The sequence below is a fragment of the Streptomyces sp. NPDC048612 genome (assembly GCF_043199295.1).
In the GTDB taxonomy this organism is placed as follows: domain Bacteria; phylum Actinomycetota; class Actinomycetes; order Streptomycetales; family Streptomycetaceae; genus Streptomyces.
Genome location: NZ_JBICVV010000023.1, coordinates 93,999 through 107,768, shown reverse-complemented (window position 1 = coordinate 107,768; position 13,770 = coordinate 93,999). Strand labels below are relative to the sequence as shown.

General features: G+C 71.1%; 10 protein-coding genes. 6 read left to right on the top strand and 4 right to left on the bottom strand.

What is annotated here, in order from left to right:
* The first annotated feature begins 59 nt into the window (after positions 1 to 59).
* Complete coding sequence (locus ACGFN2_RS28740; protein ID WP_393365401.1) at positions 60 to 1,244, top strand: macrolide family glycosyltransferase; 1,185 nt, start codon at positions 60 to 62, stop codon at positions 1,242 to 1,244.
* A 194-nt stretch (positions 1,245 to 1,438) separates the two neighbouring features.
* On the opposite strand, the gene ACGFN2_RS28735 is transcribed toward ACGFN2_RS28740, so the two are convergent.
* Both ACGFN2_RS28735 and ACGFN2_RS28730 read right to left on the bottom strand, forming a co-directional pair.
* Positions 1,439 to 1,981, bottom strand: a complete 543-nt coding sequence (locus tag ACGFN2_RS28735; protein ID WP_393365468.1) for a GNAT family N-acetyltransferase — start codon at positions 1,979 to 1,981, stop codon at positions 1,439 to 1,441.
* Between the two features lie 64 nt (positions 1,982 to 2,045).
* Positions 2,046 to 2,345 (bottom strand): hypothetical protein, encoded by a 300-nt coding sequence (locus ACGFN2_RS28730; protein WP_393365399.1) that lies wholly within the window; start codon positions 2,343 to 2,345, stop codon positions 2,046 to 2,048.
* A gap of 278 nt (positions 2,346 to 2,623) precedes the next feature.
* Between ACGFN2_RS28730 and ACGFN2_RS28725 the strand changes: the two genes are divergently transcribed.
* On the top strand, positions 2,624 to 4,474 hold the full coding sequence (locus tag ACGFN2_RS28725) for a beta-galactosidase family protein (RefSeq protein ID WP_393365397.1): 1,851 nt from the start codon (positions 2,624 to 2,626) through the stop codon (positions 4,472 to 4,474).
* A gap of 106 nt (positions 4,475 to 4,580) precedes the next feature.
* Here the strand turns inward: ACGFN2_RS28725 and ACGFN2_RS28720 are convergent, their stop codons facing one another.
* The gene (locus tag ACGFN2_RS28720) at positions 4,581 to 5,459 is read right to left on the bottom strand and encodes an NAD(P)H-binding protein (RefSeq protein WP_393365395.1); all 879 of its coding nucleotides are present in this window, start codon (positions 5,457 to 5,459) and stop codon (positions 4,581 to 4,583) included.
* Positions 5,460 to 5,835: 376 nt separating this feature from the next.
* On the opposite strand from ACGFN2_RS28720, the gene ACGFN2_RS28715 reads away from it, so the two are divergent.
* From ACGFN2_RS28715 to ACGFN2_RS28700, 4 genes are all read left to right on the top strand, one after another.
* Complete coding sequence (locus ACGFN2_RS28715) at positions 5,836 to 6,888, top strand: inositol polyphosphate kinase family protein (RefSeq protein ID WP_393365393.1); 1,053 nt, start codon at positions 5,836 to 5,838, stop codon at positions 6,886 to 6,888.
* A gap of 117 nt (positions 6,889 to 7,005) precedes the next feature.
* Complete coding sequence (locus ACGFN2_RS28710) at positions 7,006 to 7,827, top strand: SDR family NAD(P)-dependent oxidoreductase (protein WP_393365391.1); 822 nt, start codon at positions 7,006 to 7,008, stop codon at positions 7,825 to 7,827.
* Positions 7,828 to 7,954: 127 nt separating this feature from the next.
* Complete coding sequence (locus ACGFN2_RS28705) at positions 7,955 to 8,785, top strand: HipA family kinase (RefSeq protein ID WP_362614849.1); 831 nt, start codon at positions 7,955 to 7,957, stop codon at positions 8,783 to 8,785.
* A 94-nt stretch (positions 8,786 to 8,879) separates the two neighbouring features.
* Positions 8,880 to 9,380: a hypothetical protein gene (locus ACGFN2_RS28700; protein ID WP_393365389.1), complete on the top strand. Its 501-nt coding sequence runs from the start codon at positions 8,880 to 8,882 to the stop codon at positions 9,378 to 9,380.
* 4 nt (positions 9,381 to 9,384) lie between these two features.
* On the opposite strand, the gene ACGFN2_RS28695 is transcribed toward ACGFN2_RS28700, so the two are convergent.
* A complete protein-coding gene (locus ACGFN2_RS28695; RefSeq protein WP_393365387.1) occupies positions 9,385 to 13,737 on the bottom strand; it encodes a hypothetical protein in 4,353 nt (1,450 codons plus the stop codon).
* Positions 13,738 to 13,770: the final 33 nt, after the last annotated feature.

Here is a 13,770-nt window from a genome sequence, read left to right as displayed (position 1 = left end):
GACTTCGGGGCCTCTTCGGCACCCCAGCCGCCTCCGACACGGAATCCCGGCTCGGTAGCATGTGTGATATGCCAAAACACCTGTTATTTGTGGCCCTTGCGGGGCACGGGCATGTCAATCCCACGCTGCCGCTGGTCCAGGAACTCGTGCGGCGAGGGCACCGAGTGGACTACGCCACCAGCGCGGAGCACGCCGAAGCGGTGACCGGCGCCGGCGCACGCTGGGTGGAGCTGGACCCGGTGGACGCCATGGGGGCGCCGCCAAGCGAGTTCAGGCCCGAAGACGTCGCCGTTTTCCTGCGCCGCATGTTCGCGGCCCTGAGCGCGGCCTACCCGGTGCTGCGAGAGCACTGCGTCAACGAGTCGCCGGACGCGATCTGCTACGACGCCATGAACTGGTCGGCCCGGGTCCTCGCCGAACAGCTGGATCTGCCCGCCGTGCGGTGCATTCCGAATCTCGCCTCGAACGAGGAGTATTCGCTCTTCGCCACCTTCACGGACGGCTTCGGCGACCAGAACCCCCTGACCGCCGCACTTGCCCCCGAATGCGCGGAGTTCTCCGCCGAATTCGGCGTCGAGCTCGACCCGGCGAACCTCATGGACGTGACCGAGAAACTCAACCTCGTCTTCATACCCAGGGAGTTCCAGCCGGCCGGGGACACCTTCGACGAGCGCTTTCAGTTCATCGGACCCTCGATGGGCGACCGGGAGCAGGACGAATCCTGGTCACCCACAGACCCCGACGTCCCCGTTCTGTACATCTCACTGGGGACGGTCTTCAACGACCGGCCCGAGTTCTACCGCACCTGCATCGAGGCCTTCGGCGGCGGGCCGTATCAAGTGGCCATGACCGTGGGAAATGTGGAACTCGCCGATCTGGGCGATATCCCGCCCAATATCGACGTCCGGCCGTACTTCCCGCAGCCCGCCGTGCTGCAGAAAGCCGCCGCTTTCGTCTCCCACGCCGGTATGAACTCCACGATGGAGTCGCTGTATTACGGCGTCGGGATGATCACCGTCCCGCAGATGCCCGAACAGGCCGCCAACGCTGGCCGGGTCCAGGAACTGGGACTCGGCGAGCAGTTGGACGCGGCGACGGTGACCGTCGAGTCTCTGCGCGCCGCGGTCGCCCGGATCGTCTCCGACTCCACGGTGCGTGCCAACCTCGACCGGATGCGCAAGGTCGTCAGGGAGAGCGGGGGAGCCGTGCGCGGCGTGGACGCGATCGAGGAGTACCTTCGCTGAATCCCGCCACCTCTTGCCCGAGCGATGTCTCGTGACCTCGTGATCCTGTGATCAGGCAAGGGAAGCAGGGGCGAGGGTGCGCGGCAGGGCATGTCACTGTCCCCGCCACGCACCCTCGCTGTTGTGGTCTCCCCAGCAGTTCGCAGGCGGCGAGCGGGTTTCGTTACGGCAGGTTACGGTTCGCGTCGCCACCATCAACGACTGGTTGAGACGTACTGGTCCGACGACAACGCGAATACCTGAACTCGCCGACCGCCGGTGGGATGGACGGTCTCACGGACCGGATGCATCCCCAGTTTGGTCATGATGCGTTCGGAGGCGTCGTTGCCCACTTGAGTGATGCTGACGATCCGCTCCAGCCCTCGCTCTTCGAATCCGAACCGTACGGCGGCCGCAGCGGCCTCGGTGGCCAAGCCCTGCCCCCAGTGGGAACGCCCCAGCCGCCAGCCGACCTCGACCGCCGGCAGTACCTCCGGCAAGAAGTGGGGCACCGAGAGACCGGTGAACCCGGCCAGCTCGCCAGTGGAGCGGACCTCCACGGCGAACAGGCCGAAGCCCTGTGACTCCCACTCGCTCTCCCATGCCCGGATTCCGCCGCGAGTCTGCTGTTCGTCACGGACGCTGCCGTCACGTATCCACCGCATGACCTCGGGGTCGGCATGGATGGCGGCCATGGGGGCGACGTCTTCCTCGCGCCAGCGGCGCAGGATCAGACGGGGAGTCTCAAGCGTGACCATCCAGTCATTCTGGATCACGAAATGGGCTCTGTGCCATCCTCACCAGGCGCTTTCGATACAGGCTCTAGTAGTCCTCGTCCTCGAATTCCCATCGGAGGTCGACCTGTGCGGTGGGGGCGAGCGCGTGCACGGTGTCCTGCGATCCCTGCTCGATCGTGTCCGACCAGGGGCCGAAGCGGGTCACGATGATGGGGTAGTCGGTCTCCGCGAAGACCTGACCCGCCGGTGCGTCCTGGGATACGGCGACGTCATCCTCGAGGTCGTGCTTGGTGAGGAACGCGGTGAGTGCCTCGGCGACGCGCGCTGTCTCCTCTCCCGGCTGCAAACCGGAGACGCTGAGACTGAGACCAACAGATATCGACATGTGGTTAAGGTACCGGCCGCCATTGACATTCCAGCCACTGCCTGCGACCTGCCCCGGAGCTCGAAGCCGTAGTGGTGGGGGCGGTGTTCGCCCGACCGACCCGGCTGGTACCCGTGCGTCCCGCCCCGTCCGTCTGCATCACCCCGCTCAGCCCCACCCGTCACGAACCCTTGTGCTCGTTTCTGTTCTACATAACACTCTCAATGCACAGAAGCGCGCACCACTGAACATGTTCAAACGCCTTGCCATGACGGTCAGTCGAGTCGAGGAGAGCAGACGTGACGCAGTTCAGCCGACGGAGATTCCTGAGCGCGGCCATGGTGGGAGGTGCGTCCGTGGGCATCGCCCTGGGGAGCGGCCGTACCACCCTCGCCCAGGCCGACAGCCCGCGGGGGCTGACCCTCCGCGGGAGCGAATTCCTGCTGGACGGGGAGCCGTTCAGGATTCTCGCGGGGGCCTTCCACTACTTCCGGACGCACCCCAAGGACTGGCGCGACCGGCTGCTGCGCATGCGGGCCATGGGCCTGAACACCGTGGAGACCTATGTCGCCTGGAACTTCCACCAACCGCACGAGGGGAAGGCCGACTTCACCGGATGGCGCGATGTCGCCGCCTTCGTCCGGACCGCGGACGAGGTCGGGCTCAAGGTGATCGTGCGCCCGGGACCGTATATCTGCGCGGAATGGGACTTCGGTGGCCTGCCGGCCTGGCTCCTCAAGAACAAGGACGCGCCCCTGCGCCGCTCCGACCCCGCCTACGAGCGAGCGGTCGACGCCTGGTTCGCCGAACTGCTGCCCCGGTTCGTCGACCTGCAGGCCACCCGTGGCGGGCCCATCATCGCGATGCAGGTCGAGAACGAGTACGGCAGCTACGACGACGATCACGCACACCTGCGCCACCTGCGGGACAGCATGCGGGCGCAGGGCATCGACAGCCTGCTCTTCTGCTCCAACGGGGCCACCCAGGAGGCGCTGCAGGCCGGCAGCCTTCCCGACCTCCTGTCCACCGTCAACTTCGCCGGCGACCCCACCGGGCCCTTCGCGGAGCTGCGCAGATTCCAGCCGGACAAGCCCCTGTTCTGCACGGAGTTCTGGGACGGCTGGTTCGACCACTGGGGCGAACGGCATCACACCACCGACCCGGCGCAGACCGCCGCCGACGTGGAGAAGATGCTCGCAGCGGGAGCCTCCATCAACTTCTATATGGCGGTGGGCGGAACCAATTTCGGCTGGTACGCGGGTGCCAACCTGAGCGGCAGCTCCTATCAGCCCACCGTCACCAGCTACGACTACGACTCCCCGATCAGCGAGTCCGGCGAACTCACCGAGAAGTTCCACCAGGTGCGTGCGGTGCTGGCCAAGTACACCACCGTGCCGCACACCCCTCTGCCGGCCGTGCCGCGCCGCATGCCGGACCAGAAGGTCACCGTCCGTGAGTCGGTGCCGTTCCTGGACGCGCTGGACGCCCTGGGCACTCCAGTACGGCGCAGCACCCCCGTCCATATGGAGGCGCTCGGGCAGTCGTACGGACTGATCCACTACCGCACTCGGGTGCGCGGGCCGCGTGGCACCAAGCGGCTGAGGGTCACGGGGCTGGGCGACCGGGCGTTGGTGTTCGGCGACGGCAGGCGTCTGGGCGCCTTCGACCGTAATCAGCCCGACCACACCATCGACTTCACCGTGGCCGGCGCGTCCAGCACCCTCGACCTCCTGGTCGATCCCACCGGGCGGGTCAACTTCGGCCAGGGCCTCAACGACCCCAAGGGCATCAGCGGCAAGGTCCTCCTCGACGATGAGGAACTGCGGGACTGGGAGATCCGCCGGCTGCCGCTCGACGACCTCTCGGCCCTGAGGTTCGGCAGCGGAGCGACGCCGGCCGGCCCCGCGTTCCACCGGGCCCGGGTCCATGTCGACACCCCCGCGGACGGCTTCCTCGCCTTTCCGGGCTGGGACAAGGGCATGGTGTGGCTCAACGGCTTCGCGCTCGGCCGGTACTGGTCCCTCGGGCCGCAGGTCACCCTGTACGCGCCGAGCCATCTGTGGCGACGGGGCCGTAACGAACTCGTCGTCCTGGAGATGGAGCGGACGGGGGACCGGATCGAGGTGCGGTCCGCGCCTGACATCGGGTGAGTGCTGCCGCTGCCATGGGAGCGGGTGAGGGCGGCGGCGGGGCGGTGCGGTGTGGCGGGGAGACGCACGGACCGTCACGCCGCCCGCCACCTGCCCTCGTGACCTGCTACGCGTCGGCGATCCGGGGCCGGAGATGGTCGTAGGCCCAGGCGGCGAGGGTGGTCGGGGTGGTGGTCCGGAGGGTGCGGGGCTGTTCGGGCACGAAGTTCTCCCGGAGGCCGGTCGACATTCCCAACACCGCCTCGACCAGTCCGTTGGGCAAGCCGGCTTGCTGGAGCCGGGTGCGCATGGCGTCGTCGGTGATCTGTTCCACGCCGATCCGCCGGCCTGTGGCGGCGGTGAGGATCTCGGCGACCTGGCGCCAGGTGAGGTCGGCGGGTCCGTGAACCGCCTGTACACACCGTCCGGACCAGGCGAGGGAGAGCAGGCGGGTGGCGGCCACCTCGGCGATGTCGCGAGGCGCCACCCAGGCCATGGGCTGGTCCAAGGGAAGGATCACTTGGAGCGCGCCGGCGCGCAGGGCATCGAGTTGAAGTTCGAGATTGGTGAAGAAGTAGCCACAGCGGAGGTGGGTGACGTCGACGCCGAGGTCGTCCAGGGCCGTCTCGGTGTGTCCCAGGCCGTCGATCTCGCCGGCACCGTGCCGCTTCTCGGCGCCTACGCTGCTCTGGAAGACGACGCGGCCGATCCGGTTGTCGGTGACGGCGCGGACCACGCTGCCGGTGGCACGGGCGTAGTCGGCGAGGGGGTCCGCACCGCCGGTGCTCGGGTCCACCCAGTACAGCGCGTCGACGTCGTGGGTGGCGGCCACCACCGCGTGGGCATCGAGCTGGTCGACCGGCACGGCATCCACCTCGCCCCGGAGCTCGGGAGTCAGCCGGCCGGGGTCACGCAGCAACACGCGTGGCCGGACCCCGGCGCGGACGAGCGTGGCGACGAGGTGACGGCCGACGTTTCCGGTCGGGGTGGTGACAGCGATCTGCATGGTTCCCTCTCCTTCGGCGACTCGGCCTCAGGCTAGGAGCAGAGGCGGCCTGAACCTGTCCGCCTCTCCCGGAAGGCTGAGGGTATGGAACCCGACCCGACGCTCAGGACCCTGACCCTGCTGACGCTGCTGCAGTCGGGCGGCGAGTGGACGGCCGCCTTCCCCGGTGCCGGGCACCTACCGGCCCGGCGCGCTCGGACAGGGCCCGCCTGCACGTGGCGGTCCGCGGCCGGTTTGCCCGGGATGCCGGGGCCGCGGTGCCCGCATTCGTGCCCCGCCGTACCTTCACAGTGCGGCAGTCGTCCGCCTTTCCTGGTACGGCATCACACCCATCGACCGGTGACGGGCCCGCCAAGGTCCGTAGGAGGAGGCGGAGTTGTACGCGAACGGAGAGCGGGGCGCGGGAGCGGACGAGAGCCGGAGACGGCGGGCGACGGCGCGCTCGGCGGCCACGACGGCGCGTCCGTCGGCCGAGGCGGAGTCCGTCCCGGCGACGATGCTGGCACTGCAACGCACCGCCGGGAACGCCGCGGTCTCGCGGCTGGTCGAAGAAGGGCGGCGGGGCGGGGCCCCGGGGGCGCGCGGCGGCGCGTCCGGCGAGGTCGTCCAGCGGGCAGCGGAAGAGGAACAGACCGGCGGGCACGGCGGGATCAAGGACCGGGCCGGCGGCAGAATCAAGGAGAAGCCCACGAACGACGTCGAGCGGGGTTTCTACGCCGACATGCGCGCGGGCAGGCACCCGGCTCTGGAGGACGTGGTTCCGCAGTCGTACACCGCCCCACAGGTGGAGGCGATGGACGGCCAGAAGGGCGGGGGCGATGACTCGACCCACATCTACATCGACAACCTGACGTTCGGCATGAAGACGCCGAAGGTGCTCGACATCAAGGTGGGGGAGAGCACGGCGAGCAAGCAGGAGCTGCTCACGTCCATGTCGCACGCCGATGCCTGGAAGAAGAAGATGAAGCTGAAGGTCGCCGACACGGTGACCGGTTCCGCGGACCGCGGCTATCGCGCGGTCGGCGGCACGGGGCTCAAGGGAAAGAGCCGACGTGCCATCGGGCAGGAGTCCGAGCAGGTCGTGCGGGGCTTCTCCGAGGACCACAGTGTCTACGACACGCTGGTGGAGCAGTTGACCCACGTCAGGACGGCGGCCGGCAAGTCCGGCCTCGCCTTCATCGCGGCGAGTGTGCTCATCGCGGTGGACGAGCAGCCGGCGGCGGAGAGCCCGGCCGCCACCGCGAAACTCAACCTCATCGATTTCGCGCACACCTTCGGCCCGGAGCAGCTGGGCAAGGACCAGGTGGAGAAGTACCGGGCCCGTTTCGACGCGGGGCTGGCACGGCTGATCGAGGATGTGAAGGCCGCCGGCGCGGCCAAGAAGCAGGCGGCGGAGAAGGCCGGCGCGTCGGGGGCCGAGAAGGGGTGAGCGGCCGTGTGAGGGGACCCGGCTGAATGCCCCGCGCGTAGCCCGTCCCTTTGGGCAGCGGTCCGTATGATCACGCGGGAACGCCCGAGCCACGACCACCTGCGAGGCGGAGCGGACATGCCGGACCCGAGAGTTGTCATCGTGACGGGCGGCGGAACCGGGATCGGCGCCGCCACCGCCCGGCTGCTGCGGGCGGCCGGGCACCACGTAGTGATCTCGGGCCGCCGCCCCGAGCCGCTGAACCGTGTCGCCGAGGAGACCGGAGCCCTCGCCCATCCGTCCGACGCCGCCGACCCCGACGCCGTCCAGAACCTCGTCGACACGGCCGTGTCCGCCTACGGACGGCTCGACGGGCTCGTCCTCAACGCCGGGACCTCCCGCAGCGGGACCGTCGGCGACCTGTCGGTGGCGGACTGGGAGACCGTGATGACCACCAACGTCACCGGCCCCTTCCTCCTCCAACGCGCCGCCCTCCCACACCTGTTGAAGGCCCGTGGCGCGGTGGTCGCGGTCGCCTCGGTCGCCGCCCTGCGCAACAGTCCGGGCAACGCCGCCTACGCGACCTCGAAGGCCGCCCTGCTGCAGCTCTGCCGTTCCCTCGCCGTCGACTACGGGGCGGAGGGGCTGCGCGCCAACGTCGTCTGCCCCAGTTGGGTGCGTACCGAGATGGCCGACGGCCGGATGGCCCGCTTCGCCGAGGAGGCCGGCCTCGGGGACGGTGGCGTCGACGCCGCGTACGAGGAGGCCACCCGGCTGCTGCCCGTCGGCCGTCCCGGCGACCCCGGCGAGGTCGCCGAGGCGATCGGATGGCTGCTCTCGCCGGCTGCGTCCTTCGTCAACGGGGCGGTGCTGATCGTCGACGGCGGCGCCACCGCGGTCGACGTCGGTGGCGCAGGGTTCGGCTTCCGCCTCACACCGCGGGACGACGCCCGGGCCTGATGCCTCACCGGACCTTCCGCGGGTCCCGGGCCGGGGAGCCGCCGAAAAATCCAGTGGCCCACTCGCGGACTTTCCGTAGAGTGCACTGTCGTTCAGGGGACGGCGCAGGCGGAACGACGGGGAGCACATGAGGACGACATCCGAGCCGCTGCGGACCGTGACGGCCGAGCGCTATGTGACCCCGCTGCGGAGCGGCGGCTCCGTGCCCGGCGTGGTCGAGGCCGACGACCTGGGCACGTACGTCGTCAAGTTCACCGGCTCGGCGCAGGGCCGAAAAGCGCTGGTCGCCGAGGTCATCGTGGGTGAGCTGGCCCGGAAACTCAGCTTCCGGATACCGGAGTTGGTCCTGGTGCACTTCGATCCGTCGGTCGCCCGCGACGAACCGCACCAAGAGGTTCAGGACCTGCTCCGGGCCAGCGCGGGGCTCAACCTGGGCATGGACCACCTCCCGGGGGCCGCCGACTTCACACCGGACGCCCTGGACGTCGACCCGGCCGAGGCCGCACGGATCGTCTGGCTGGACGCGTTCACCGCCAACGTGGACCGCACCGTGCACAGCACCAACCTCATGACCTGGCCGACCTCCGGCCTCCAGCGGTCCCGGCTGTGGCTCATCGACCACGGCGCCTCGCTCGTCTTCCACCACCGTTGGGCGGGCGCCGAGGACGCGGTCGGGAAGGAGTACGACCTCCGGCACCACGCGCTCGGCTCCTGCCGCCCCGACATGGCGGCCGCCGACGCCGAACTCGCGCCCCGGGTGACCTCCGGGCTGCTCCGCGAGTGCGCCGCGGCCGTCCCGGACGCCTGGCTGGCGGGCGAGCCCGGCTTCACCACACCGGACGAGGTGCGCGACGCCTACGTCACCCACCTCGCCGCCCGCGCACGGGTGTCGGCCGACTGGCTCCCCACCCGGTTCGCCGACACGCCTGTTGAGTCAGCTCGGCGTCGGCGGCCTTGAGGATGCTGCGGAAGGTGTGGGCGATGACGACAACACAGCCACAGAGCCGGTAACGGACCACTGCTACGGTCATCAGGTGAGAACTGGGGGACGCGTGAGCGAAGGGGCAGTGCACTTGCCGGCCGAGTGGAAGCGGCGAGCCGTATGGCTGTTGGGCGGGGTGGCGATTTCGGCCGTGGCCTCAGCGGCGGTATGGCTGGCGCTTCGGAGCGAGCGTCCGCTGAGCAACCTGCTGTGGGTCGCTGCGTCGACGGGTGTGGCGTTGGGCCTCCTGCCCATGCTGACGGTCGTGCGCCTGGCGCCCCTGCGCATCGATGCGCAGGGGATCACAGCCGGGAGCCGGAACGTGCCCTGGAGCGACATCGGCTTCGCGACCGTCCTCAACGACACGGCGCTCGCGGTGTGGCTCCGTCCCCAGACGTCCGGCTCGCCGGAGGACAGGGCGACGCTGCACTACCTCCACTACGAGAAGCGGTGGCTCGGCCGCGCCCGTCGTGCCGAGCGCTGCCGCATCATCGCCGACGCCATCGAGCGGTTCGCGCCCGGCACGTACGTCACGGATGAGGCGGAGATGCGGCAGCGCGCCAGACTCTGAGGCATCAGGGGCAGGGGTGGCCGAGGGGCTTTCGGGAGGCGTGGTGGAGGAGGGCGGCGGGGGTGGTGTGAGAGCCGGGCAGGAGCCAGTGGGGGTCCTTGCCGGTCAGGGCGGTGAACAGGCGTTGCCAGGCGTCGTTGTCGGTGCCCAGGAGCTTCCCGGCCAGTAGGGCGAGTTCGCTCGTGGCGTCCTGGACGGCGGTCCGGAGGGCGGCGGGGAGTTCCCGGCGGACGGAGAGCTCGGCGAGGTAGTGGAGCATGCGGCTGGCCGCGGCGCCACCGTGGATGATCTCCTTGCCGGAGATCAGACCCCGTTCGAGAAGGGCGTCGAGGACGGCGGCCCACTCGTCTCGCTGGAGCGACAGGTTAGGGATGATCCCGATGGCCGCGCGAGCCCAGTCGGGGCCGCGGTCGGTCAGGGTGCGGTCGATGAAGCAGGACCAGTATTCGAAGGCGGCCGGGGCGAGTTCGTCCGGAGCGTCGGGCAGCCGGGCGATGGTGCCCCACACGTCCCGGCGGAACGCATCCTGTGCGTGCGCCCGGATCAGGACGTCCCAGTCGCGGGTGTAGGGGAGGTCCAGGATCTCCTTGTGTTCGTACTCCCCGCAGGTACGGAGCTTGGCGACGAGGCGTTCCGTGCTCAGTTCCTTGTCGAGGCGGGCGGTGAGGACCGCGTCCGGGTCGGGCGCGGAGAGTGCCTTGGTGGCGACCTTGGCGGCGCCCGCGCTGAGCAGGCCCCGCGCGATCAGCGAGCGGAGACGGTCGGCGCCGCCGTGGCGAAGCGTGTTGCGCGCGGCCAGGAGGTGGTCCGGGAGCGGAACGCGCTTGCCCCACGAGGTGAGCGCGTGCTCCACGAGTTCGGGGTCCGCCGCTTCGACCAGAACCCGGAGGTACTTCGCCGACCCCTTGTCGAAGTAGCTCCGCTCCAGCAGCAGTTCGCGGAGTTCCGGGGCGAGCGGGAGGAGGTCGTCCGGCCCGTCGGGGGTGCGGCCCTGGGGCCGGCGGGAGAGGACGATCCGGCGGATCTCGGCGGTCGAGCCGCTGCTGTGGACCTTTCCGTACAGCGTCGCGTTGATCGTGGGGTCGTCGACCGCCAGCAGACGCAGGTTCAGGTCCCGGTCACGGGAGCTTCGCGCCAGGACGAGCAGCGCGGCGCGGTCGTCGTGGGTGAACAGATGGTCCAGCAGGGCGTCGGGCAGATATTTGCCGGCACAGGCGCGCTCGGTGAGGGTGCGCGTGGCCTGCGCGTCGAGCCGCGGCAGCACGGCCGCGAGGGCGTCGGGGCCCGCGTGCAGCAGGAGTCCGGCGCCCGCCCCGGTGAGCACCGTGGCGACCGTGTCCGCGCTGCCGTGGTCGAGCAGATCGACGAAGGGCCGCTCCGCCCAGTCGGTGTCCATGGCGGCGAGCGCCCGCAGCCACCGTTCCGGGTCGGTGCCGAGCCGGTCGGCGACCAGTCGGCGCGCGGCACTCACCGTGGCCTCGGCCGGCACCTCGCGTATGAACCAGTCCCTCGGCAGCGGCGACATCTCACGCGCGGGCGTCCGGGCGACCAACTCACTGGGTGCCAGGGCCCCCTGCCTGCAGGCCAACAGAGCGGCCCTCCGGGGACGTTCGGTGGTCTTCTCGGTGAGGCGGCGGCGAGTGTCGGGGGAGGCGTGCCGGTCACAGGCCTCGTCGAGCCAGTCAGGGCGGGACGGCCCGGGAAAGTCGGTCCTGAGCGTAGCGGCGAGGACGTCGAGCACAGCGGGGTCGGTGGGGAGTGGCGCGCCCGCGACGAGCGTGCGCAGCAGGTGCGCCGAGGCGAGGGCCGCGCCCGGGTCGAGGTCCCTCTCCCGCTTGCGTTGCTCGCCGTGGGTGAGCGCGCGCACGGGCGCCTCGGCTGGTTCCGGGGCGTCGCCGGTCCGGGCGTACGCGTCGAGGCGGGCCAGCTCCTCGGCAGCGGGCCGGGGGCCGGCCACGCTCGCGGCCGTGGTGATCAGCTCGGCGAGTGACCCGGCGAAGGTTCCGACCAGGCTGAGCGCGATGACCCACGCTTCCGGGTGGCCGGCCAGATGCTCGGCTACGAGGTCCACGGCATGCCGACGGGCCCGGCCGCCGACCTGGCCGAGATGCGGGAGCGCCGCTGCGGCCGGCTGGGCGGTGTCGACGAGCCGTTCGGGTGCGAGCAGCCCCTGCTCGACGGTCTCGGCGAACCAGCGGTGCAGGTTGCTGCCGTACGGCGTGGCACGCAGATGGGCGAGCGGCTCGGCGTCGACGGCACCTGCGGGGCTGGTGAGGGCCTGGCGGATCGCCTCGTCGACGTCCTCGTGGCGGAGCAGCTCCTGGATGGGCTCGGGCTCGAAGGTGTGCTGGTGGTGGGCGGCGATCAGCTGCGGGAAGTCATACACATAGGGCTCGTGCACGATCTTCTGCATCAGCCGGCGGGTGGCGTTGCGTCCGCGCGGGGTGGCGTAGACCCGGGGCAGCGCTTCGGGGTCTTCGTAGGGCTCGCCCCCTTCCCGGAACCGCTCCAGGCCGTCGGGGTGCTCCAGGGCGGCGGTCGCCTCGGCGAGGACCGGCGGCAGGGGGGTGGGGGCCAGGGCGAGGAGCCGCCGCATGGCGTCCGGGCCACCGCGCTCCCACACCCGGACCAGGGAGAAGTGGCGCGCCTCGTCGCTCGCCCACCAGCCCCAGGAGTGCAGGACCAGTTCGGGGTCACCACTCGTGATCAGCGGGCTGCGGTAGGACCGGTCCGTGGCGGCGAGGAGTTCGCTGCGCAGCTCGGCGTCGAGAGGGACGAGTCCGGCGCGGTCCGGGGTGCGGGGCACGCCGGAGGCGATCGCGCGGCGGAGGGAGAGCGTGGCCCGCTGATTGCGGTACACGGCGGCGTTGACCGCCGGTTCGTCGCACTCGGTCAGCCGGCGCAGGTCGCGGATGCCGAGGGCGACGTTGCCGCCGAGGGCGGCCCGTACGCGGGGGTCGGACGCCGCGAGCGCGGTGTCGAGGGCGTGCGCCGGCAGCGAGCCCTTGCCGAGCAGGGCGTGCAGCAGCTCGTCGGGCAGGTGGGGGAGCAGCTCGCGCAGATCGTCGGCTTCGGCGGCGTACAGCAGGAACCGGTACGGCTTGGTCAGGGCGGGAGGCGTGACCGAGGGGCCGGGCTCGGGCACCGTGCCGTCGGCGATGCCGGCCAACAGGTCGGCGAGGGTGCCTTTGTACCGGGACAGCGAGGTGCGCAGGGTGGCCCAGCGCCCCGGATCGGCGCCGAATCGGCGGTGGAGGAGGAGGCGCAGCGGTGCGGTGGGACCGAGTTCGAGCAGAGCCTTGGCCGCCGTCCGGGCGGGGGTGACCGTGTCGAGGACGAGGGTGCTGAGGTCCGCGTGGTCGCCGGACGGGTCCAGACCGGCGGCGATCCGGAGGAGCTCGGGGTGGCCGGGCGTCCGGGCGGCGACGCGCAGCAGGGCCGGAGAGAGCGGTGCGACCTCGGTGACCACCGCGGGGTCGGTGCGGTACAGGTCGGCGATCAGCTGCTCGGGGCAGTCAGGATGGCAGGCGAGGGCGCGCACGGACGGCTCCGGCAGCGGCACCGCCTGATGGGCCGTCATGAGGACGTCCCAGTCGACAGTACGGCGCCAGGCCGGTTCGGATTCGCCCGCGCGGAGTCCGGCCACCAGGCCCTCGGGCCCCTCGGCGGTGGCCACCGCGGCGCGCAGCAGGTCACGGCCGGTGTCGCGGTCGGTGTCGCCATCGGCGTAGAGCGCGCTGCGGGCGAGGTCGGCGACGGCAGGGTGCAGGGTGGCCGGGCCGGTTGCGGTGTCGAGCAGGGCGCGCAGCCGGTCGGGATGCGCGAACAGCCCGAGTACGGCGCGCAGTTGCTCGGCGGTGGTCAGCGCGCGGCCGCAGGTGCGCAAGGCGTGCTCGGCCAGTTCGGGTGCCTCGCTCACCACGGCAGCACCGACGAAGCGGGGGAGCGCCGACGCTTCCTGGGTGGTGGCGCGGATACGGGCCAGCAGGGAGGCGAGGGCGGTGGGCTCGGTGTGCCGCCCGGGGGAGAGGATGAGACGGCGCATCCACGGGAGGGCCTCGGCGTGTTCGTACACGCAGTGATCGACGACCGGGTCGGGCCGTTCGAGCAGCGCGGCCAGGTCGCCGACGGTGAGACCCTCGGCCCGGGCGAGGGCTCGCCGCACCAGCGCGTCGGGGTCCCCGGCCGCCTTCGCGCGGGCCGCCGCGGTCAGGGGAACCCAGGCGAGGTAACGGGGCTCCGCTTCGCCCAGCCGGCGGCGCACCCGCCCGGCATCGCCAGGGGCGGCGCCGGCGAGCAGCAGGGCGAGCAGGTGGGCGCCACTCCGGTCGTAGCGGGTCACTGAGCCTGGTGTCACCGATCGTGTCCTTGCTGTCTGTCGTGCGGCGTC

Bases quoted from the DNA above. Each gene is read 5' to 3' on its own strand.
- ACGFN2_RS28740 (WP_393365401.1), top strand. From the start codon at position 60: ATGTGTGATATGCCAAAACACCTGTTATTTGTGGCCCTTGCGGGGCAC.
- ACGFN2_RS28735 (WP_393365468.1), bottom strand. From the start codon at position 1,981: ATGGTCACGCTTGAGACTCCCCGTCTGATCCTGCGCCGCTGGCGCGAG.
- ACGFN2_RS28730 (WP_393365399.1), bottom strand. From the start codon at position 2,345: ATGTCGATATCTGTTGGTCTCAGTCTCAGCGTCTCCGGTTTGCAGCCG.
- ACGFN2_RS28720 (WP_393365395.1), bottom strand. From the start codon at position 5,459: ATGCAGATCGCTGTCACCACCCCGACCGGAAACGTCGGCCGTCACCTC.
- ACGFN2_RS28710 (WP_393365391.1), top strand. From the start codon at position 7,006: ATGCCGGACCCGAGAGTTGTCATCGTGACGGGCGGCGGAACCGGGATC.
- ACGFN2_RS28705 (WP_362614849.1), top strand. From the start codon at position 7,955: ATGAGGACGACATCCGAGCCGCTGCGGACCGTGACGGCCGAGCGCTAT.